This is a genomic window from Mycolicibacterium aichiense (genome assembly GCF_010726245.1).
GTDB lineage: Bacteria > Actinomycetota > Actinomycetes > Mycobacteriales > Mycobacteriaceae > Mycobacterium > Mycobacterium aichiense.
In genome coordinates this window covers 5,660,977-5,680,964 of sequence record NZ_AP022561.1, presented here as the reverse complement: position 1 = coordinate 5,680,964, position 19,988 = coordinate 5,660,977, and the positions used below count along the sequence as shown (strand labels likewise).

17 protein-coding genes are annotated in these 19,988 nt (G+C 67.9%); 10 read left to right on the top strand and 7 right to left on the bottom strand.

What is annotated here, in order from left to right; genetic code table 11:
* Positions 1–31 precede the first annotated feature (31 nt).
* From G6N32_RS27170 to G6N32_RS27160, 3 genes are all read left to right on the top strand, one after another.
* Positions 32–1,747: a chloride channel protein gene (locus tag G6N32_RS27170; RefSeq protein WP_232077369.1), complete on the top strand. Its 1,716-nt coding sequence runs from the start codon at positions 32–34 to the stop codon at positions 1,745–1,747.
* Positions 1,748–1,925: 178 nt separating this feature from the next.
* A complete protein-coding gene (locus tag G6N32_RS27165; RefSeq protein WP_115318084.1) occupies positions 1,926–2,801 on the top strand; it encodes a sulfite exporter TauE/SafE family protein in 876 nt (291 codons plus the stop codon).
* Between the two features lie 23 nt (positions 2,802–2,824).
* Positions 2,825–4,201, top strand: coding sequence for an MBL fold metallo-hydrolase (locus G6N32_RS27160; RefSeq protein ID WP_115318085.1), 1,377 nt, complete (start codon positions 2,825–2,827; stop codon positions 4,199–4,201).
* A gap of 35 nt (positions 4,202–4,236) precedes the next feature.
* Here G6N32_RS27160 and G6N32_RS27155 read toward each other — a convergent pair whose 3' ends face one another.
* The 4 genes from G6N32_RS27155 to G6N32_RS27140 are packed head-to-tail and all read right to left on the bottom strand — an operon-like array spanning position 4,237 to position 8,298.
* Entirely contained in the window at positions 4,237–4,494 is a 258-nt protein-coding gene (locus G6N32_RS27155; protein WP_036342539.1) for an HPr family phosphocarrier protein, read from the bottom strand.
* 39 nt (positions 4,495–4,533) lie between these two features.
* Positions 4,534–6,528, bottom strand: coding sequence for a PTS fructose transporter subunit IIABC (locus G6N32_RS27150; protein WP_115318086.1), 1,995 nt, complete (start codon positions 6,526–6,528; stop codon positions 4,534–4,536).
* Positions 6,529–6,544: 16 nt separating this feature from the next.
* Positions 6,545–7,522 carry a 1-phosphofructokinase gene (gene pfkB, locus G6N32_RS27145; protein ID WP_115318087.1) on the bottom strand — a complete coding sequence of 326 codons (978 nt, stop codon included), beginning with the start codon at positions 7,520–7,522 and terminating at the stop codon, positions 6,545–6,547.
* Entirely contained in the window at positions 7,519–8,298 is a 780-nt protein-coding gene (locus tag G6N32_RS27140) for a DeoR/GlpR family DNA-binding transcription regulator (protein ID WP_115318088.1), read from the bottom strand. Before G6N32_RS27140 ends, pfkB begins: the two co-directional genes overlap by 4 nt.
* 103 nt (positions 8,299–8,401) lie before the next feature.
* Between G6N32_RS27140 and ptsP the strand changes: the two genes are divergently transcribed.
* Positions 8,402–10,096: a phosphoenolpyruvate--protein phosphotransferase gene (gene ptsP, locus G6N32_RS27135; protein ID WP_410432356.1), complete on the top strand. Its 1,695-nt coding sequence runs from the start codon at positions 8,402–8,404 to the stop codon at positions 10,094–10,096.
* A gap of 35 nt (positions 10,097–10,131) precedes the next feature.
* Positions 10,132–11,103 (top strand): pirin family protein, encoded by a 972-nt coding sequence (locus tag G6N32_RS27130; RefSeq protein WP_115318980.1) that lies wholly within the window; start codon positions 10,132–10,134, stop codon positions 11,101–11,103.
* A gap of 50 nt (positions 11,104–11,153) precedes the next feature.
* Here G6N32_RS27130 and G6N32_RS27125 read toward each other — a convergent pair whose 3' ends face one another.
* Both G6N32_RS27125 and G6N32_RS27120 read right to left on the bottom strand, forming a co-directional pair.
* A complete protein-coding gene (locus tag G6N32_RS27125) occupies positions 11,154–13,310 on the bottom strand; it encodes an FUSC family protein (protein ID WP_115318089.1) in 2,157 nt (718 codons plus the stop codon).
* 4 nt (positions 13,311–13,314) lie between these two features.
* A complete protein-coding gene (locus G6N32_RS27120) occupies positions 13,315–13,875 on the bottom strand; it encodes a TetR/AcrR family transcriptional regulator (RefSeq protein WP_115318090.1) in 561 nt (186 codons plus the stop codon).
* A 136-nt stretch (positions 13,876–14,011) separates the two neighbouring features.
* On the opposite strand from G6N32_RS27120, the gene G6N32_RS27115 reads away from it, so the two are divergent.
* The 5 genes from G6N32_RS27115 (at position 14,012) to G6N32_RS27095 (ending at position 19,119) form a co-directional block, all read left to right on the top strand.
* Positions 14,012–15,412 carry an aldehyde dehydrogenase family protein gene (locus tag G6N32_RS27115; protein WP_115318091.1) on the top strand — a complete coding sequence of 467 codons (1,401 nt, stop codon included), beginning with the start codon at positions 14,012–14,014 and terminating at the stop codon, positions 15,410–15,412.
* A 309-nt stretch (positions 15,413–15,721) separates the two neighbouring features.
* On the top strand, positions 15,722–16,357 hold the full coding sequence (locus G6N32_RS27110) for a TetR/AcrR family transcriptional regulator (RefSeq protein WP_115318092.1): 636 nt from the start codon (positions 15,722–15,724) through the stop codon (positions 16,355–16,357).
* Positions 16,358–16,507: 150 nt separating this feature from the next.
* Complete coding sequence (locus G6N32_RS27105) at positions 16,508–17,443, top strand: SAM-dependent methyltransferase (RefSeq protein WP_115318981.1); 936 nt, start codon at positions 16,508–16,510, stop codon at positions 17,441–17,443.
* A 79-nt stretch (positions 17,444–17,522) separates the two neighbouring features.
* Positions 17,523–18,386: an SDR family oxidoreductase gene (locus G6N32_RS27100; RefSeq protein ID WP_083117554.1), complete on the top strand. Its 864-nt coding sequence runs from the start codon at positions 17,523–17,525 to the stop codon at positions 18,384–18,386.
* A 37-nt stretch (positions 18,387–18,423) separates the two neighbouring features.
* Positions 18,424–19,119, top strand: a complete 696-nt coding sequence (locus G6N32_RS27095; RefSeq protein WP_115318093.1) for a haloacid dehalogenase type II — start codon at positions 18,424–18,426, stop codon at positions 19,117–19,119.
* Here the strand turns inward: G6N32_RS27095 and G6N32_RS27090 are convergent.
* Entirely contained in the window at positions 19,116–19,985 is an 870-nt protein-coding gene (locus tag G6N32_RS27090; RefSeq protein ID WP_308213149.1) for an EamA family transporter, read from the bottom strand. The genes G6N32_RS27095 and G6N32_RS27090 overlap by 4 nt on opposite strands.
* Positions 19,986–19,988: the final 3 nt, after the last annotated feature.

Below are 19,988 nucleotides of genomic sequence, written 5' to 3'. Positions count from 1 at the left end.
CGATGGACTCGGAATGCCCCGAAGAATCCCGATGGCCAGTCGTAACGTGGTCGTCGGCTGGCTGCGGGACAGCCCATCGGCGCTGGTGGCCCTTGCGGTCGCCGTCGGCGCGGTAACGGGTTTGGGCGCGGTCGGCTTCCGATTCCTGATCACTTTCTTCACCAGGGTGTTCACCGGTTACGACGACTATTCCGGGCTGGGGCGGATACCAAGCGCGCAGTGGCCGGCTCTGGGAGTGTGGTTCCTCCTGCTGACCCCGGTGATCGCGGGGGCGATATACGGACCCATCGTGCACAAGTTCGCGCCGGAGGCGCGTGGGCACGGTGTGCCCGAAGTGATGTATGCCGTCAGCCATAAGGGCGGTCGGATTGCGCCTCAGGTCACCCTGGTCAAGGCCCTGGCCTCGGCGCTGTGCATCGGCGGCGGAGGTTCGGTCGGACGGGAGGGACCGATCGTGCAGATCGGCTCGGCGGCCGGCTCCACGATTGCCCAAATCCTTCGGCTCGACACCCCAAGGGTCCGACTTCTGGTTGCGTGTGGGGCCGCGGCCGGAATCTCGGCAACGTTCAACGCGCCGCTGGCCGGCCCGTTCTTCGCCATGGAACTCATCCTCCGGGACTTCGCGGCCCAGTCTTTCGGCGCGGTCGTGTTGTCGAGCGTCACCGCTGACGTCGTGGGGCGGGCAATGCTGGGTAACCAGCCGTTTCTCTCGCTGCCGTCGTTCGCCGTGCACAATGTGGCCGAGTACATCCTCTATGCGGCGCTCGGGGTGGCCGTAGGCGTGGTCGGGGTTGCGTTCTCGAAGATCCTCTACCGCGTGGAGGACTTGTGCGACTGGCTGTGGCGTGGGCCGGAGTGGGCCAGACCCGCAGTCGGTGGGCTGCTTCTCGGTGGCGTCCTGCTGGCTCTGCCCCAGATGTACGGCGTCGGTTATCCGGTCCTGGAGAATGCAGTCGAAGGCCGGTATGTGATCGGCATGTTGCTGCTCCTCATGGTGGGCAAGATGTTCGCCACCAGCCTCACCATCGGGATCGGTGGCTCCGGAGGAGTTTTCGCGCCGACGTTGTTCGTCGGCGCCATGGCCGGAACCGCGTTCGGCACCGTAGCCCATGGCCTGTTTCCCACGATCACCGAAACCGCGGGGGCATACGGGTTGATCGGGATGGGTGCGGCGCTGGCCGGTGCGACACGAGCGCCGATCACCGCGGTGGTGATCCTGTTCGAACTCACCGGCGAGTACTCGATCATCCTGCCGTTGATGGCAGCTGTGGTGATGGCCGCCGGTACTGCGCATCTGCTGTCGAAAGACACCATCTACACGGCCAAGCTGTGGCGGCGGGGTGTTGACCTCGACAAGCCGCCGGTTGAATTGCCGGACCTGAATGCTGCCGATCTTGCTGTTCCTGCGCCCGAGCCCCTGACGGTGGACAGTTCGATGACCGCGGCCGCCAAGGCGCTGTCGCAGACGACGTTCGGCATGTTGCCGGTGGTGACCAAAGACGGGCATTACGCCGGGTGCGTCACGGCCCAGGATGTGGCCGAGGCGCTCGATGAAACAGACGCCCCGAGCACGGTGTCGGATCTGGTCAAGCCGGTTGCCGCCATCGCATCTGACGCCGATGTCCGCCGCATCCTCGATGCGCTCAAGGGCCGGGGAGGCAGTGGTCTGCCCGTGCTGAATCCGGACCGGACCTTCCTTGTCGGATGGGTCACCTATGAAGCGGTGTTGGCCAGGCTGCACCCGTAAACCGGGTCGGGCCCACATCGCGGACTGCTCAGGGTGGCTTGCCGAGCGACATCCGCTGACCTGATAGATCCCGCCCGCCGGCGTGTGACACAGCCCTCTTGCACATACCGCTGGGGGTATATACCGTAAGGTCCTATATACCCCCCATGGTATATCTCGGGAAGGACCGGTGACTGTGATGTTGGCGTTGACGGTGGCACTGGCGATTGCGGTCGGCGTCTCGTTGGGCCTGCTCGGCGGCGGCGGTTCGATCCTCACGGTGCCGCTGCTGGCCTACGTGGCCGGCATGGACGCCAAACATGCCATCGCGACGTCGCTGTTGGTGGTCGGCGTGACCAGTGCCGTGGGAGCCGTCTCACATGCGCGCGCCGGTCGGGTGCAGTGGCGGACCGCCCTGCTGTTCGGCGCCACCTCCATGGTGGGCGCGTACAGCGGCGGCCAGCTGACCCGTTTCATCCCCGGCGATGCGCTGCTCGTGGCGTTCGCGGTGATCATGGTGGTCACCGCCGTCGCGATGCTGCGCGGCCGCAAGACGCCCACCGCTACTGCGCACACCGGCGTAGCGCTGCTCGCCAGGACCGCTGCCCTGGGGCTCGCGTTGGGACTGGTCACGGGAACCGTCGGTGCCGGTGGCGGATTCCTGGTGGTTCCCGCACTCGTGCTGCTGGGCGGGCTGGCGATGCCGGCCGCTGTGGGTACGTCGCTGGCGGTCATCGCGATGAACTCATTCGCGGGCTTGGCCGGCTACCTGTCGGTCGTGCAGATCGATTGGACCATGGCGCTGATGGTGACCGCCGCGGCCGTCGTCGGCGCACTGGTCGGATCGAGGTTCGCCGCCAAGGTCAACCCCGAGGTACTCCGCAAGGGGTTCGGCTGGTTCGTCCTGATCATGGCCTCGGTCATCCTCGGCGAGCAGCTCGATCCGATCGTCGGCTACGTGGGCATCGCACTGACCGGACTTGTGCCCGCATTCATGTTCGCGTGCAACCACATTGCCGCGTGTCCCCTGCACGGTCTGCTGGCCCGGCCCACCGCCGCGGCCGGCACCACCTGATCGTCCCGGAGAAAGGAACCGAAATGAAATTCATCCAGTACTACCTGGACTGCCTGTCACACGCGTCCTACCTGATCGGTGACGAATCCACCGGCCGAGCCGTGGTCGTCGATCCGCAACGCGACACCTCCGAATATCTCTCTGACGCAGAAGAACTCGGCATGCGAATCGAGCTCGTCATCGAGACCCACTTTCACGCCGACTTCCTGTCCGGTCACCTGGAACTGGCCAAGGCCACCGGCGCGACGATCGTCTACTCCTCGGTCGCCGAACCCGAATTCGACGTCATGGGCGTCGCCGACGGCGAGCGCTACTCCCTGGGCGACGTGCAGTTGGAGTTTCTGCACACCCCGGGGCACACCCCCGAGTCGTTGAGCATCGTGCTCTATGAGCATTCCGTCGACACCGAGCCGTACGGCGTGCTGACCGGCGACACGTTGTTCATCGGCGATGTCGGGCGTCCCGACCTGCTGGCATCCATCGGATTCAGTCGCGAGGAGCTCGCCGACAAGCTCTACGACTCTCTGCACGACAAGTTGATGACGTTGCCCGACGCCACCCGGGTCTACCCCGCCCACGGTGCGGGATCGGCCTGCGGCAAGAACCTTTCGACGGATCTGTGGTCGACCATGGGTGAGCAGCGGATGACCAACTACGCACTGCGGGCCCCCGACAAGGCGACCTTCTTGGACCTCGTCACCGCGAACCAGCCGCCCGCACCGGGCTACTTCGTCTACGACGCCATCCTCAACCGCAAGGACCGCGACCTGCTGGACGAGACGAAACCACCGCGCGCGATGACCTACGCCGAGGTGCGCGCGGCGGTGGCGGCCGGAGCCACCCTGGTCGACGGACGTGCTCCCGAGGAGTTCGCGTTGGGCCACCTGCGCGGCGCCGTCAACATCGGATTGGGCGGCCGGTACGCGGAATTCGCCGGCTCTGTGGTCAAACCCGACATCGACATCGTGTTGATGACGGAGCCGGGCCAGGAGTTGGAGGGTAAGAACCGGTTGGCCCGAATCGGTTTCGACCGTGTCGTCGGCTACCTCGCCGAGCCGTACGAGGTGATGTTCACCCATCGCGACGACGTCGAGGTGGCCTCTCGGCTGACCGCCAGCGGCCTCGGCGACCGGCTGGCCGAGGTGCCGGAGCAGCTGGTCGACGTCCGCAATCCGGGCGAAGCGGCCGCCGGAATGGTGAGTGGCGCCGTCAACATCCCGGTGGGCCAGCTTCCCGACCGGGTCGGCGAGCTCGACCCGCACAAGCCCACCGTCGTCTACTGCGCCGGCGGCTACCGCTCCTCGGTCGCGGCCAGCCTGCTCCGCAAGCGCGGATTCGATGACGTCAGTGATCTGCTCGGCGGTTACGCCGCGTGGGACACCGTCGTTCAGAACGCGTGACGTTCAGAACGCGTGAATCGAAAGGGACAGCTGGATCAGGCGTCGAGGTCTTGCTGCACCAGCTCGGCGATCGCCTTGCAGGCGGCCTCGTCCTCGGAGGCGACGGTCACCTGCGCGCCGTTACCCGCGCCCAGGGTCATGATCATCAATGCCGATCCGGCGTCCACCGGCTCGCCACCGTCCACCGCCAGGGTCACCGGAACCCCGGCGTTGACAGCGGCTTCCGAGATGATCGCGGCGGGGCGGGCGTGCAATCCGATCGCCGAGCCGACGATGACGGTCTTGGTGTGCATGAGACTCCTTTGTTTGTTTCGTTTCTCGAACTTCGTTGACTAGGCGGTCGCCGGTGCGGCGGCCGTCTTACCGATGAACTGCTTGGCGGTGACGACGGCGAACCCGCCGACAGCGGTGCCCGCGGCCAGCGCCACCAGGAACCAGACCAGGTTGCCGATCGCGAAGAACACGAAGATACCGCCGTGAGGTGCCTTCAGTGTCACGTCGAAGGCCATGATCAGCGCGCCGGTGACGGCGCCGCCGGCCATCATCGACGGGATGACCCGCAGTGGATCGGCTGCAGCGAATGGGATCGCCCCCTCTGAGATGAACGAGGCGCCCAACAACCAAGCGGCGCGGCCGTTCTCGCGCTCAGGTTCGCTGAACAGGCCGGGCCGGATGGTGGTGGCCAGTGCCATCGCCAGCGGCGGAACCATGCCGGCGGCCATCACCGCGGCCATGATCCGCAGCGAGGCGGGATCGGCGACGTTGAGCCCGGCGGTGGCGAAGGCGTAGGCCGCCTTGTTGACCGGGCCGCCGAGGTCGAAGCACATCATCAGGCCGAGGATCACGCCGAGCAGAATCACCGAGGCTCCGGTGAGGCCGTTGAGCCAGTTGGTCAGCCCCGAAGTGATCGCGGCCAGCGGGCGGCCCAGCAGCAGGAACATCAGCAGGCCGACCACCAGCGACGCGCCCAGTGGGATGATCACCACCGGCATCAGTCCGCGCGCCCACTGCGGCACGTTCACCTTGCTGATCCACAGTGCCGCGAAGCCGGCGATCAGGCCGCCGACGATACCGCCGATGAAGCCGCCGCCGACGAACACCGCGACCGCACCGGCGGTGAATCCCGGTGCGATACCGGGCCGGTCGGCGATGGCGAACGAGATGTAACCGGCCAGTGCGGGGACCAGGAAGCTGAACGCCAGCCCGCCCAGGGTGAACAACACCGCACCGAGATACTGGGTGAAGCCCCCGCTGGGCAGGTTGGTCAGCGAGTTGGTAGTGGCGATCAGGTTGCCCAGCGACTTGGTGGCGCCGTCCGGGGTGTTGGCGATGTCGTAGCCGGCGAACAGGAAGCCCAGCGCGATCAGGAGACCGCCGGCGGCGACGAACGGGATCATGTAGCTGACGCCGGTCAGCAGGATCTGCCGGATCCTGGTTCCCCAGCCGACTCCGCCGGCAGGTGCGCCGCTGTCGGCGGCGGCCGCGCTGCCCTCGACTCGCGCGGCCTGCGGATTGTCCGAGGCGGCAACGGCTTCGGCGATCATCGTGTCGGGTTCGTTGATGGCCCGCTTGACGCCGGAAGCGATCACCGGTTTGCCGGCGAAGCGTTGCCGGTCCTTGACGCCGACGTCGGTGGCGAAGATGACGGCGTCGGCGCCGCTGATGGTCTGCGCGCTCACCGGGGTGCTGCCCGACGATCCCTGGGTTTCCACCGTGAGGTTCACCCCTGCGCGTTCGGCGGCCAGCTTGAGCGCATCGGCGGCCATGTAGGTGTGCGCGATTCCGGTCGGGCATGCGGTGATGGCGATGATCGACTTCGCTTGCGCGGCCGGTGCTGTGGCGGCCGGCGCGGCAGCGGGCTTGGCGCTGTCGGGGTTGACCACGCCGTCGACCAGGCCCACGACGTCCTCGGCCGACTTCGCGTCGCGCAGCGACTGCACGAAGTCGGGGCGCACCAGCGCACGTGCCAGGCTGGACAGCAGCTTCATGTGCTCGGCGCCGGCACCGTCCGGCGCGGCGATCAGGAATACCAGATCCGCCGGGCCGTCGGGTGCGCCGAAGTCGACTTTCGGTGCCAGCCTGGCGAATCCGATCGACGGCGCGCTCACCGCGGCCGATCGGCAGTGCGGGATCGCGATACCGCCGGGAAGCCCGGTGGCCGACTGCGCCTCGCGCGCCATGGCCGCGGCCTGCAGTGCCGCGCCGTCGCTGACGCGGCCACTCTCGGCAAGGCGGCTCGCGAGCCGCCCGATCACCGATTCCTTGTCCGATCCGGCGTCGACGTCGAGCAGCACCAATTCGGTGCTGATGATCGTGGAGTTCGTCATGGTGGCCTTTCGGGGTTTAGGGGCGCGCGGGGTAGGGCGATATCGAGGTGACCGCCACCTCGTCGAGATCGATCTGGGCCGGCGACGGCAGCGCCGAACCGGGAAGTGCCGCAGCGGCGCTGCCGTACGCGACGGCCATCTGCAGCCGCCCCGGCGCCTCGGCGCCACCGACGTCGGCGCGGACGTAACCCGCCAGGGACGAGTCGCCGGCGCCGACAGTGCTCCGGGGTGTGATCGGCGGTGGGGAGGCCAGCCAGCTGCCGGTGTCGTTCACCAGCAGCGCGCCCGCGGCGCCCAGCGTGGCGAGCACCGTCTTGGCGCCACGGTCGATCAGCTGCTGGGCGGCCGCCACCACCGGGTCCGGATCGCCTTGGGCCAGAGCATCTTCCAAGGCCTGAGCATCGACGCCGGTCAGGCTGGCCAGCTCTTCGGAGTTGGGCTTGATCACATCGGGGGCAGCGGTGCCGAAGTTGGCGGCCAGCGCGGCCAGCGGCGTGTCGGAGGTATCCACCGCCACCTTGCAGTCGTAGGCCTGCAATTGAGCCACCACGTCGGCGTACCAGTGATCGGGGACGCCGGGTGGCAGCGATCCCGACAGCACCACCCACCGCGCGTCGGCGGCGTGATCGAGAATCGCCTGGGTCAGCGCCGCGAGCGTGATCTCGTCGATCGCCGCGCCGGGCTCGTTGATTTTGGTTGTGGTGCCGTCTGATTCGGTGATCGCGAGATTGGTGCGGACCCCGCCGTCGATGGGTACCGCGTAGAACGGCACGGCGTACGACAGCAGCGCGGTGACAAGCGGATCGTGGCGGGCGGCGGGCAGCACGGCCAGGGTGTCGAGCCCGGCAAGTGTCAGTGCCCGCGCGACATTGACACCCTTGCCGCCGGGTTCGGTGGTCACCGATTGCACGCGGTGCACGGCGCCGCGGACCAGGGGCGTCGGCAGGGTCACCGTCCGGTCGATGCTCGGGTTGGGCGTGACGGTGACGATCATGATTCCCCTCCTGCCAGGACGACTTCGACGCCCCGCTCGGTCAGTGCGGCCCGGTCGGCGGCGGTGATCTCCGGATCGGTGATCAGGGCGTCGACGTGGTCGATCGAGGCGAAGCTGACGAACTCCTCCCGGCCGATCTTCGACGAATCGGCCAGCACCACGACGTAGTTGGCGCAGCGCACCATTGCGCGTTTGACCGCTGCCTCGTCGCTGTCGGGGGTGGACAGGCCGTGGCCCACGGTGACGCCGTTGGCGCCGATGAACGCGATGTCCACCCGAAGTGCGTCGAGGGTGCGCAGAACCGGTTCGCCGACGGCGGCCTGGGTCAGGCCTCGGACCCGCCCGCCCAGCAGCTGCAGGTTCACCGACGGCATGGCGGCCAGCCGCGCGGCGATCGGTACGGAATTGGTCACCACCACCAGTTCTCGATCGGCAGGCAGCATCGCCGCCACCCGGGCGGTGGTGGTGCCGGCGTCGAACAGCACGGTGGCCCCGGACAGCGGGAGGAAATCGACCGCGGCCCGGGCGATGGCCTCCTTGTGCTCGGCGCGGGTGGTCTCCCGTTCGTCGACCCCGGGCTCCACCACGTGCAGGGCCCGCACCGGGACCGCGCCGCCGTGTACGCGTCGCAGCACACCGGCCCGGTCGAGGGCAGCCAGATCCCGGCGGACGGTCTCGGTGGTGACGTCGTAGGTCTGGGCGAGTTCGGCGACCGACACCCGTCCCTGGGACAGCACTCGGTCCGCGATCGCCTGCTGACGTTCCTCCGGGTACACGATTCTCCGTTTGTGTGGGCTAAGCGCCATATTGGATGTTGATATGTGTTGTTTTACTCCCGATCGTGTTGACTTGTCAATGGATTGTTGTAACGTAGTTCACATGACCGTTTCCTCCACGCCTACCTCACTCGGTGCCGGACAGGTGCTGCGCGGCGTTCCGGTGGTCCCCGGTGTTCGCTATGCACCGGTCATCCGGCCCGGCCGCGCACCCTCGGTCGAGGAACTCGACTCCGGCGAACAGATCGGTGAAGCACAGCGAGATCCCGAGGCCGCTCGGTTCACCGCCGCCGCGTCCGCCGTCGCCGACCGGTTGCGCGCACGCGCCGCCCTCGCGACGGGCGCCGCCTCGGAGGTGCTGGCCGCCACCGCGATGTTGGCCCAAGACCGGGCCTGGCTGGGCGCGGCGGAGAAACGCATCAAGGACGGCACGCCTGCGGTGCGCGCCACCGCCGAGGCGGTGGCCCAGTTCGTCGACATGTTCACCAAGATGGGCGGACTCATGGCCGAACGTGTCACCGACCTGCGCGACATCCGCGACCGGGTGATCGCCGAACTGAGCGGCCTGCCCGAACCCGGTGTGCCGGTGCCGGACCACCCCGCCATCCTCTGCGCGGAAGACCTGGCCCCGGCCGACACCGCAGGACTGGATCCGGCTCTCGTCGTCGGCTTGGCCACCACCTTGGGCGGGCCGACCAGCCACACCGCGATCATCGCCCGCCAGCTCGGTATCCCGTGTGTGGTCGCCGTGCACGGCCTCGACGAGCTGGCGGCGGGCACCGATGTCCTCATCGACGGGACCAGCGGCACCATCGCCGTCTCACCGGACCCCGCCGAGGCTGCTGCGGCCGTCGAGGCTGCCGAGGCCGCGAACGCCGCGATGGCCGGCTGGAGCGGTCCCGGTGCCACCGCCGACGGCCATCCGGTGGCGATCCTGGCCAACGTGCAGGACGGTTCGGCCGCGCGCGCCGCCCGCGAAACCCCGGCTGAGGGCATCGGGCTGTTCCGCACCGAACTGTGCTTCCTCAACACCGACACCGAGCCGACCGTCGAGGAGCAGGCCGCCATCTACGGCGAGGTGCTCGATGCGTTCGCCGGACGCAAGGTCGTCATCCGCACCCTGGACGCCGGATCCGACAAGCCGCTGAAGTTCGTCGGCCATCCCGACGAGGCCAACCCTGCGCTGGGCGTTCGCGGTATCCGGATCGAGGCCCTCCATCCCGAGGTCCTCGAGCGCCAGCTCGACGCGATCGCGCTGGCCGCCGAGCAGACCGGCAGTGCCCCGTGGGTGATGGCGCCGATGATCGCGACCCCGGACGAGGCCAAGCGATTCGCCGACCGGGCTCGCGGGCGAGGCCTGGTGCCCGGCGTGATGATCGAGGTGCCGGCCGCCGCGCTGCTGGCCGAGCACATCCTGGACCACGTCGAGTTCCTGTCGATCGGCACCAACGACCTGGCCCAGTACACGATGGCGGCCGATCGGATGTCGGCCGAGCTGGCGACGCTGACCGATCCGTGGCAGCCGGGGGTGCTGGCCCTGGTCGCCCAGACCGCCCGCGCCGGCGCCACTAGGGGCAAACCGGTGGGGGTCTGCGGCGAAGCGGCCGCCGATCCGTTGCTGGCATGCGTGCTGGCCGGTCTCGGCATCACCTCGCTGTCGGCGGCTGCCGCTGCGGTGACCGGTGTCGGCGCCAAGCTCGCCTCGGTCACGCTGCAGCAATGTCGTGACGCCGCCGCCGCTGTGCTGACCACGGCAAGTGCGGCCGACGCCCGCGCGGCGGCCCTGAGCGTGCTGTGAGGAATTAATCGGACTGCAGTCCGGTTATGTCGGACATGCCAGCAGTTACCGCAGACACCTTGTCGCTCCCGCGCCTGCGCGCGGCCGCTCCGTCCGATACCGAACGTCCCGTCCGGTCCGTCACCACCGGGCCGCGCGGGTACGAAGGCGAGGGCTTTCCCGTCGTGCGTGCGTTCACCGGAGTCAGCGCCGCCGACCTCGACCCGTTCATTCACATGGACCAGATGGGTGAAGTCGAGTACTCACCCGGTGAGCCCAAAGGCACCGACTGGCACCCGCATCGCGGTTTCGAGACGGTCACCTACATGATCGACGGCCGCTTCGCCCACCAGGACTCACACGGGGGCGGCGGACTGATCGCCGACGGCGCGACCCAGTGGATGACCGCGGGTGCGGGCATCCTGCACATCGAGACACCCCCGGCCGAACTCGTCGAGAGCGGCGGGCTGTTCCACGGCATCCAGCTATGGGTCAATCTGCCTCGCGCGGACAAGTTCGCCGAGCCGCGCTACCAGTCGATCGAGGGCCAGGCGGTGCGCCTGCTGTCGTCCGAGGACGGCGGGGCACTGGTCCGCGTCATCGCCGGTGAGGTCGACGGCTGGGCCGGGCCGGGCATGACACACACCCCGATCACGCTGGCCCACACCACTATCGAAGCCGGCGCGCAGCTGAATCTGGCCTGGCCGCGTGATTACAACGCGCTGGTCTATGTGCTCTCCGGTCGCGGCACCGTCGGACCGATCGGCCACCCGATCCAGCAGGGCCAGCTCGCGGTGCTCGGCCCGGGCGACCGCATCACGGTGGCCGCGGCCGCGTCCCAGGACTCGAACCGTCCTGCGATGGAGGTTCTCCTGTTGGGCGGCAAGCCGATTCGCGAGCCGGTGTTCCACTACGGGCCGTTCGTGATGAACTCCAAGTCGGAGGTCGTCCAGGCGCTCGAGGACTTCAACGCGGGCCGGTTCGGCACAGTTCCGCCCGGCGCGCTGATGCCGCACCGAGCTCGGTAGGGCGCGACGAGACCGACCTGATGGTCGTCAATCGCAACACGATGCAGCCCTCAGGTCGATCTCGGCCCCTCCTTCGCCAGTTCCGGCGGATAGGTCAGCTCCAGTTCGCCGAGATTGGCAGCCGCGGTCACCAGCGGCAGGGCCGCCGATACGGCCAGCCCGCCGCTGCCGGCCTCGGCTCGCAACGCGGGCACCAGGTCGTCGCTGATCGGTGCGGTCAGTCCGGTGCCGCCGCTGCCGTCGAAGCGGGAGCAGATCGCCGCGGCGTGCGCCTCGAGCACCGCCCGTGCCCGCGGGTAGACCGCCAGCGGCGGGGGCACGATATCGGCGATCAGATCGGCGGCCGCGCGTAACCGAACCGCGCGGCTGGACGCCCGCACGACGGGGGCCCGGGAATCCGTCGGGCCGCCGTTCTCCGAAAGGTATTGGCGCACAGCATCGTCGAGCGTCCGGGACACCGTCAACGCCTCGTGGCTCAGCGCGTTCACCTGGTTTTCGGCCTGCTCGAAGGCGCCGCGGGTGACCCGCAGGACGGCTGCCCGCAGGTAGCGCGAACCGACCTCGCGGGCCGCGTCGATGGCCTGCTGCACAGCAGTCTTGACCCCGCGCGGCCACAGCAGCAGTGACACCACGACCCCGACCGACGCACCCACGACGACGTCTTCGATCCGGATCAGGCCGACGGCCCAGCCGCTCGGCACGATCAGGTTGAACACGATCAGCACCATCATCGTGAACGCGGCCTGGGTGGCGGTGAACGAGCCGATCTCGGGCACGTACGCCGACCCGAAAGCGACCATCGGCAACAACACCCACAGCACGATCGGGTCGACGCCGAGGAGTTCGATGACGACGGCACCGATGAGGAAGCCGATGACCGTGCCGACCACTGCACGCACGACGGTGGTGCCGGTGGTCAGCGCGCTGCTGCGCAGCACCGACAACGCGCCGAGCACCACCCAGAAGCCGTGCTGGACCGGGAACACGAACGTCACGAGCACAGCCAGCGCCAGGCCGAGCCCGGTGCGCAGGCTGTTGCGGGCGGTCACCGACCGGGTGGCCAGGTGTCCGCTGGTCAAGGCGGTGACCGCCTCGGTTTCGGAGTACACCCGGTCGGCGATCCCGGTCTCGGGCAGCCGGCGGCCCAAGACGCGCGCCCACACCGGACGTGCGTCGGCCGCCGCGGCGCTGGCGATGAGCCGGCCGGTCACGCCGGTGGCCGCGCCGATGGTGCGCCGGTTGAGCAGAGTGCGGCCCAGCGCGACCGCGGCCTGGTCATCGGGTTCGGCGAGGAGGTCGACGATGTCCTGGCGATACGTGCCGACCGCGATGGTTCGCAGGTCGATGAGCGCCGCGGCAAGCAGCGCGCGTTCGTCGGCCCGCGCGCCGGGACGGGTGATCAACAGGACTTGCGCGCAGTCGCGCAGCACCCGCACCACCGGCTCGCCGATCGGCCCGAGCAGTTCGCCGGTGTCGCCGGTGACGCGATCGCACAGCCACTGCAGGTCGTCGACCACTCGGACCAACGCCCGGCTGCCCGCGGTGAGGGCTACCGGCCGGTAGGCGGCGCCGAGGAAGTTGGCCCGCAGCGCGTCCATCGCGGCGGTGACGTCGGCGGCCGACGCGGTTCCCTCGATGCGGTCGGCCAGCACCGCGCAGACGGCGGCGGCGTGGCGGCGCAGCTCGCCGTGGTGGCGCGGCGGGAAGAGGAACAGTGCTGCCGGGACGCAGATAGCCAGCGCGATCAGCCACCCGAGCAGGCGTTCACCGAGCGGGCCGGCCGGCGTGCACACCGGCAGCACGAAGGTCAGCAAGGTGGCGCGCTGGCCGGCTGCGACGATCTCGCTGAGCACTCCGGAGAACGTGACGGCCACTCCGATGAGGAACGTCAGCATGATCGCGAGCCACGGGATCGGCGCGGCCAGTGTGCCCAGGCTGATCAACACAGCGCCGTTGAAGCCCAATCCGCCGTAGGCGACCGCCCGGGCGTTCATGTTGCCCGGGAAGTCGACCACGATCAGCAGCGCGATCGATCCGAAGATGGTGAACAGCGGCGTCTGCGACCCGCCGCCGACCGCGAAGCTGACCGCGGCGGCGATCGGGATGACGATTGCGGCCCGCGCGGCGCGTCGTGCTCCGTCGTTCTCGGGGTCGCGCGTCCGGATCCGATCGGCCGCCCGACGCCACAGGACGGCCGGGGTCAACACCCTGTCACTGGGGGACGCTGGCGAAACTGCCGGAATCCAGCGCGTCGAGCATGTAGCGGGCGATCCAGCCGAACGTCCCCGGGTCGCGAGGCAGGATCGCCTGCTCATAGCCGATGAAGACGTAGACCGCCCAGGAGGCGTACACCTCGGCCTGGCGGACATCGCCGACGATTTCGATTGCCGAGTCGTAGAGGATCTTGTACCGCGCCCGGTCGACCTCGCTCTGGACGGCCAGCACGTGGGGGTCGACGGAACTCCACGACCGAATCGCAGCCTCGGCGCGGTGCGGCAGGGACAACCCGACCTGGATGATCGCCTCGATGCGGCTGCGCGGGTCGGAAACCTCGCGGATGGCGTCAATCAGCCGGACGGTCCGGTCCTGCACCCAGTAGCCGACCAGGTCGCGGGTGAAGGCCGGCCAGCTGGCGAAATAGTGATAGAACGACCCGGTCGTGACACCGAGTCGATTACAGACCTCGGCCAGTTTGAGTCCGCCGTAACCGACGTCGGCGAGTACTTCGAGACCAGTCTCGAAGTACGCCTCTCGGTTGGCAACGGTTGCCATGGGTCAAACGATAATGCGCGGGCCCCGACAAGACAGAGGTGACGGGCGGGATCGTGACCAAGTTGCGCAGGCGGCTTGTGACCGCGGATCGATAGTGGGGCAAGCTTGAATCACGCGATCGAATCGAGGAGTTGGCATGACCGTTCAGATCACAAGTGACCACGCGACCGAAGGCGGTGCCGCCGGCGTGCTGGCTGACGTGCGCCGGGTATTCAACAGCGGCCGCACCCGCTCGCTGGCGTGGCGGTCCGAGCAGCTGCTCGCCGTCGAGCGGATGTGCGACGAACGGGAGCCGGAAATCGCCGAGGCGCTGGCCAGTGACCTGGGCCGATCCTCGTTCGAAGCCTGGCTCGCCGATATCGGCTCGACGAAGGCCGAAGCCGCGTTCGCCCGCAAGCAGCTGAAGAAATGGGTGAAACCGCAGAAATCCCGTCTTCCCCTGGCGCAGCAACCCGGCCGGGCGTGGGTGCAGTACGACCCGCTCGGCGTGATCCTGGTGATCGGACCGTGGAACTACCCCTTCTATCTGTGCATGGCGCCGCTGGTCGCCGCGATCGCCGCCGGTAACGGCGCGGTGATCAAGCCGTCGGAACTCGCGCCGGCCACCTCGGCGCTCATCGCGCGGCTGGTCCCGCAGTACCTCGACTCCGAGGCTGTCCGCGTGGTCGAGGGCGACGCGGCGGTCACCCAGGATCTGCTTGCGCAGGGCTTCGACCATGCGTTGTTCACCGGTGGCACCGAGATCGGCCGCAAGATCATGGCGGCGGCCGCGCCGACCCTGACGCCGGTCACGCTCGAACTGGGCGGCAAGAGCCCGGTGGTGGTGCTTCCCGACGCCGACCTGGACGTCGCGGCCCGCCGGATCGCCTGGATCAAGCTGATGAATTCCGGACAGACCTGCATCGCCCCGGACTACGTGCTCGCCGACCGCACGATCGTGGGGAAGCTGACAGACAAGATCGTGGCGACGATCGCGGAGTTCCGCGCTCAGGAGCAGGACCCGTCGCTGCGCATCGTCAACGAGCGGCAGTTCGACAGGCTGGCATCACTGATCAGCGCGACCAGCGGCACCGTCGTCACCGGCGGTCGGTCGGACCGTGCGGCCCTGCGGATCGAGCCGACGGTGATCGTCGATCCGCCCGCCGACGACCCGGTGATGTCGGATGAGATCTTCGGCCCGATCCTGCCGATCCTCTCGGTGGATTCGGCGGATGCCGCCGTCGCGTTCGTCAATGCCCGGCCCAAGCCGCTGGCGTTGTACGTCTTCACCTCGTCGCAGTCGGCGGCACGGGATCTCGTCGACCGGATGCCGTCCGGCGGTGCGGTGATCAACCACGTCGCGGTGCACTGCCTGGTTCCGCAACTGCCGTTCGGTGGGGTCGGTGCCAGCGGTATGGGTGCGTACCACGGCAAGTGGGGCTTCGAGACGCTCAGCCACCGACGCGCCGTCCTCGCCAAACCCACGAAATTTGACCTGAAACTGATGTATCCGCCCTATACTGATCGTGCGATCAGCCTAATGCGCAGGGTTCTGTGATGCCCTGAAAATGGCCCCAGCAAACTCCGGACAAAAGCTCAGCAATCATTCGACGGCGAACATCCGCGCGCCGGCACAGATTGAGCGAATATCCGTGCGAATTGCTTCGCGGGAAATTATGACGCATCGGTCATTGTCCGATAATCGAACCGGAATCCGCATGTCAGGCGCGGATCGCAGGTCGAACGGTCGTTGTGGCAACGGATTCCGAAGGTGGGGCAAAATATGAACACATTTCTAATGTTGTTGACCTGAGCAAATGTCGTTCGCCGTCAAAAATATGCGCAAAGTTGTGGCACAATTTTGACTGTGCCGCATACAGCCAGTCGGGGCCCGGGTCGCCCCCCAGCAGCTAAGGCAGCGGAAACGCGCGAGCGCATCATGCGCGCTGCCCGTGAGGTGTTCAGCGAATTGGGGTATGACGCTGCCACCTTCCAGGCAATCGCCATCCGGGCCGACTTGACCCGACCTGCGATTAACCATTACTTCGCCAGCAAACGGCTGCTCTATCAAGAGGTCGTCGACCAGACGAACGCCTCGGTGATCGAGTCCGCCGTTCATCAGTCGCAACGGGAGAGCACCCTGGCGGGGCGGATCCGCGTCTTCATCCAGGCGGCCGTTCACGCTCAGGGCCAGGACCGCTCGGTGGCGGCCTTCCTGGTTACCTCGGTGCTGGAGTCCGAGCGACATCCCGAGTTGGCCGAGTCCAACCACGATTCGCGGGAGTTCACCCGCGGGTACGTGAAGGCGGCCATCAAGGATGCCGTCGAATCGGGCGAGGTTCGGGCGGACATCGACATCGAGGCGGCCGCCGAGATGCTGATGGCCGTGATGTGGGGGCTGGGCTTCTATGCCGGTTTCGTGGGCGATCAAGATCGTCTGACTGCGATCACCGACCAATTCCTGCAGCTCCTCGATGGTCAGGCCTGGCGCACCGGTTCCTGAGCGGTGACGTGCGCCACAGTCGCATAGTCTGGCTAAGCTTCTCGGTAGCCTTGGTGTATCAATCTGGCTGACCTGGGTTGATATCCGGCCCCGGTGGGGCTTCACCCAGTGTCCAGCCATCACGCGACGCTGAATGGGATACCGCTGCCGATGAGCACTACGCGCACTGACGACGACACCTGGGACATCGCTACAAGCGTGGGATCGACCGCTGTACTGGTGGCCGCCGCACGCGCCCGCGAGACCGAGCAGCCCAACCCCCTGATCCAGGATCCGTACGCGCGAATCCTGGTCGAGGGGGCCGGGACCGGTATGTGGGAGCACTTCCTCGACGACTCGTTGGCCGGCAAGCTCGACCATGCCGAGCCGGAGGCCGCCGCGATGTTCGGCCACATGCTGAACTATCAGGCGGTTCGCACCCACTTCTTCGACGCATTCTTCGCCGACGCGGTGGCCGCGGGCATTCGGCAGATCGTGATCCTGGCGTCGGGTCTGGATTCGCGCGCCTATCGGCTGGACTGGCCGGCAGGCACCCGTGTCTACGAGATCGACCAGCCGCTCGTTCTGGAATACAAGGCCGACAAGCTGGCCGCCCACGATGCGCAGCCCGTCGCCGAGCGCCGCGAGGTGCCCGTCGACTTGCGTCAGGACTGGCCGGCTGCGCTGAAAAAGCAGGGCTTCGATCCGTCGCAGCCCACCGCCTGGCTGGCCGAAGGTCTCCTGATGTACCTGCCCGCCGACGCCCAGGACCGGTTGTTCGAACTGGTCACCGAACTGAGCGCGCCCGGCAGCCGGGTGTCCGCCGAGGCGGTCGGCCATCACTCCGAAGAGCGTCGCGAAGAGATGCGGGAACGCTTCGAGAAGTTCGCCGACCAACTGGGCATCGAGCGCACCATCGACATGCAGAACCTGACCTACAACGATCCGGACCGCGCCGACCTCACCGAATGGCTGAACGCGCACGGCTGGCTGGCCACCGGACAGCACGCTGTCGACGAGATGCGCAGGCTCGGCCGCTGGATCGACATCCCGATGGCCGACGATCCGGATGCGTTCGCGACCTTCGTCGTCGCCCAGAAGGTCTGAGCCCAACCCGGGTGCCCGCAGCTCCGGCGGCCCACGTATACAAGAGTTACGTTCCGTCAGTCGCAGGAGAGGAAGGCCCATGCCCGGAGTTGTTGATCGAGTCATCGTCGTCACCGGAGCCGGTGGTGGTCTGGGTCGTGAGTACGCCCTGACACTGGCCCGCGAAGGCGCGAGCGTCGTGGTGAATGACCTCGGCGGCGCGCGCGACGGAACCGGCGCAGGCCACAACATGGCCGATCAGGTGGTCCAGGAGATCAAGGACGCCGGCGGCCGCGCGGTCGCGAACTACGACTCCGTCGCCGAGCCCGAGGGCGGCGAGAACATCGTCAAGACCGCGCTCGAGGAGTTCGGCAAGATCGACGGCATTGTCAGCAACGCGGGCATTCTGCGCGACGGCACCTTCCACAAGATGCCGTTCGAGAACTGGGATTCCGTGCTCAAGGTGCACCTGTACGGCGGCTACAACGTGATCCGGGCGGCCTGGCCGCACTTCCGCGAGCAGAGCTACGGCCGCATCGTCGTCGCCACCTCCACCAGCGGCCTGTTCGGCAACTTCGGTCAGGCCAACTACAGCGCCGCCAAGCTCGGCCTGGTCGGCCTGATCAACACGCTGGCCCAGGAAGGCGCCAAGTACAACATCAAGGCCAACGCACTGGCGCCCATCGCCGCGACCCGCATGACCGAGGACATCCTGCCGCCCGAGGTGTTCAAGAAGCTCACCCCGGAGTACGTCGCGCCGGTGGTCGGGTATCTGTGCACCGAAGAGGTGCCGGACTCCGCTTCGGTGTTCATCGTCGGCGGTGGCAAGGTGCAGCGCGCGGCGCTGTTCCAGAACGAGGGCGTCACCTTCGACCATGTCCCGAGCGTCGACGACGTCGCCGCCCAGTGGTCGACGATCGACGACCTGTCGGCTGCCGAGCACGCCTCCTTCAAGCTCGGCTGAACGTGACCGCGTCGTCGGCCGGTACGCAGGTGCATCCATGATCCGCGTGCTGGCCTTCGACGTGTTCGGCACCGTCGTCGACTGGCGTTCCAGCATCATCGGCGAGCTCGAACAGTTCGGGAAATCTCAAGGCCTGCAACGGGATTGGGGTGCATTCGCCGACAGCTGGCGGGGCGGTTACGTCCCTGCGATGAATCAGGTCCGCCGCGGCGAGCTGCCCTGGACGCGCCTGGACGATCTGCACCGCAGAATCCTCGACGAGCTGCTCCGTGAGGCAGGCATCCAGGCCGACGAGGACGATGTCGACCACCTCAACCGCGCCTGGCACCGGTTGGCTCCCTGGCCTGATGCGGTGGCCGGGCTGCACCGGCTCAAGGAAAGATTCACCATCACCACGCTGTCGAACGGAAACGTCTCGCTACTGACCGAGATGGCCAAACGGGCGGGCCTGCCGTGGGATTGCGTGCTCTCGGCCGAGATCTTCGGGCACTACAAACCCGACCCCGAGGCCTACCTGGGCTGCGCGGACATCATGGATGTGGCACCCGATGAGCTCATGTTGGTCGCCGCGCACCCCAGCGACCTGCGCGCCGCCCGCGATGCCGGGCTGCGGACCGCATACGTCGACCGGCCGCTGGAGTGGGGGCAACCGGGGCGCTATCGGGTGCCGTTCGAGGCCGATGAATTCGATTCCATCGCAACGGATCTCCTCGATCTGGCCGACAAGCTCTAGGTGCCGGTGTCCTCGGCGACCGAGTCTTGCGCACTGATGGCCAGTGCCGCCATGACCATCGCGATGCCCGCTAGTTCGCCGGCTGTCAGCCACTGATTCAGCATGACTGCGCCGATCCCGGCTGCGGTGGCGGGCAGCAGCGCCAGAAGCAAGGCGAAGCGGGCCCGGGGGATGACCGTGAGGACGAACTGATCGAGTGCGTACGGCACGGCGGTGGACAGCACACCGACGCCAAGACCTACAAGCCAGATCCGGGGATCGCTGAGCACGTGTGCGTCGGTGTGTAACTGGCCGGCCAGCAAGGGCGCCGCCAGCAACACTGCCGCGACGGCCATCCCGATGGTCAGGGACCCCAGACCGGACCCCGCCTCGGCGACCCGTTTGCCGAGCAGGATGTAACCCGCCCACAGCGCCGCGGCGGTCAGTGCGAAGAACACACCGACGGCGTCCGCGCCGGCCTGCACTCCGGCTAGCAGCGCCACTCCGCCCGCCGCGAGCCCGACGGCCAGGACATCACGGGGGCGCCGCGTGCCCAGCGTTGCCACCGCGACGGGTCCGATGAATTCGATCGCCACTGCGGTACCCAGCGGAATGCGTGAAATCGCCTCGAAGAAGGCGACATTCATTCCGACAGTGACGATCCCGAATCCGGCGGCGACGGCAAGGCCGCGGCGCGTCCACCCCTGCCGCCACGGGCGGCGCCAGGCGAGTAGCACCACGGCGGCCCCCGCGGCACGTAGCCACGCCACCGCGGCCGGGTTGACCGTCGCAAACAGGAACACCGCCAGTGCGGCACCGACATACTGCGATACAGCACCGACGATGAAGAACATCGGCACCGACCACATCGGAACGCGGTGGTTCACCGC

Excerpts from the sequence above, each read along its gene's own strand:
- G6N32_RS27170 (WP_232077369.1), top strand. The coding sequence starts at position 32 with ATGGCCAGTCGTAACGTGGTCGTCGGCTGGCTGCGGGACAGCCCATCG.
- G6N32_RS27165 (WP_115318084.1), top strand. The coding sequence starts at position 1,926 with ATGTTGGCGTTGACGGTGGCACTGGCGATTGCGGTCGGCGTCTCGTTG.
- G6N32_RS27160 (WP_115318085.1), top strand. The coding sequence starts at position 2,825 with ATGAAATTCATCCAGTACTACCTGGACTGCCTGTCACACGCGTCCTAC.
- G6N32_RS27155 (WP_036342539.1), bottom strand. The coding sequence starts at position 4,494 with ATGCACACCAAGACCGTCATCGTCGGCTCGGCGATCGGATTGCACGCC.
- G6N32_RS27150 (WP_115318086.1), bottom strand. The coding sequence starts at position 6,528 with ATGACGAACTCCACGATCATCAGCACCGAATTGGTGCTGCTCGACGTC.
- pfkB (WP_115318087.1), bottom strand. The coding sequence starts at position 7,522 with ATGATCGTCACCGTCACGCCCAACCCGAGCATCGACCGGACGGTGACC.
- ptsP (WP_410432356.1), top strand. The coding sequence starts at position 8,402 with ATGACCGTTTCCTCCACGCCTACCTCACTCGGTGCCGGACAGGTGCTG.
- G6N32_RS27130 (WP_115318980.1), top strand. The coding sequence starts at position 10,132 with ATGCCAGCAGTTACCGCAGACACCTTGTCGCTCCCGCGCCTGCGCGCG.
- G6N32_RS27120 (WP_115318090.1), bottom strand. The coding sequence starts at position 13,875 with ATGGCAACCGTTGCCAACCGAGAGGCGTACTTCGAGACTGGTCTCGAA.
- G6N32_RS27115 (WP_115318091.1), top strand. The coding sequence starts at position 14,012 with ATGACCGTTCAGATCACAAGTGACCACGCGACCGAAGGCGGTGCCGCC.
- G6N32_RS27105 (WP_115318981.1), top strand. The coding sequence starts at position 16,508 with ATGAGCACTACGCGCACTGACGACGACACCTGGGACATCGCTACAAGC.
- G6N32_RS27100 (WP_083117554.1), top strand. The coding sequence starts at position 17,523 with ATGCCCGGAGTTGTTGATCGAGTCATCGTCGTCACCGGAGCCGGTGGT.
- G6N32_RS27095 (WP_115318093.1), top strand. The coding sequence starts at position 18,424 with ATGATCCGCGTGCTGGCCTTCGACGTGTTCGGCACCGTCGTCGACTGG.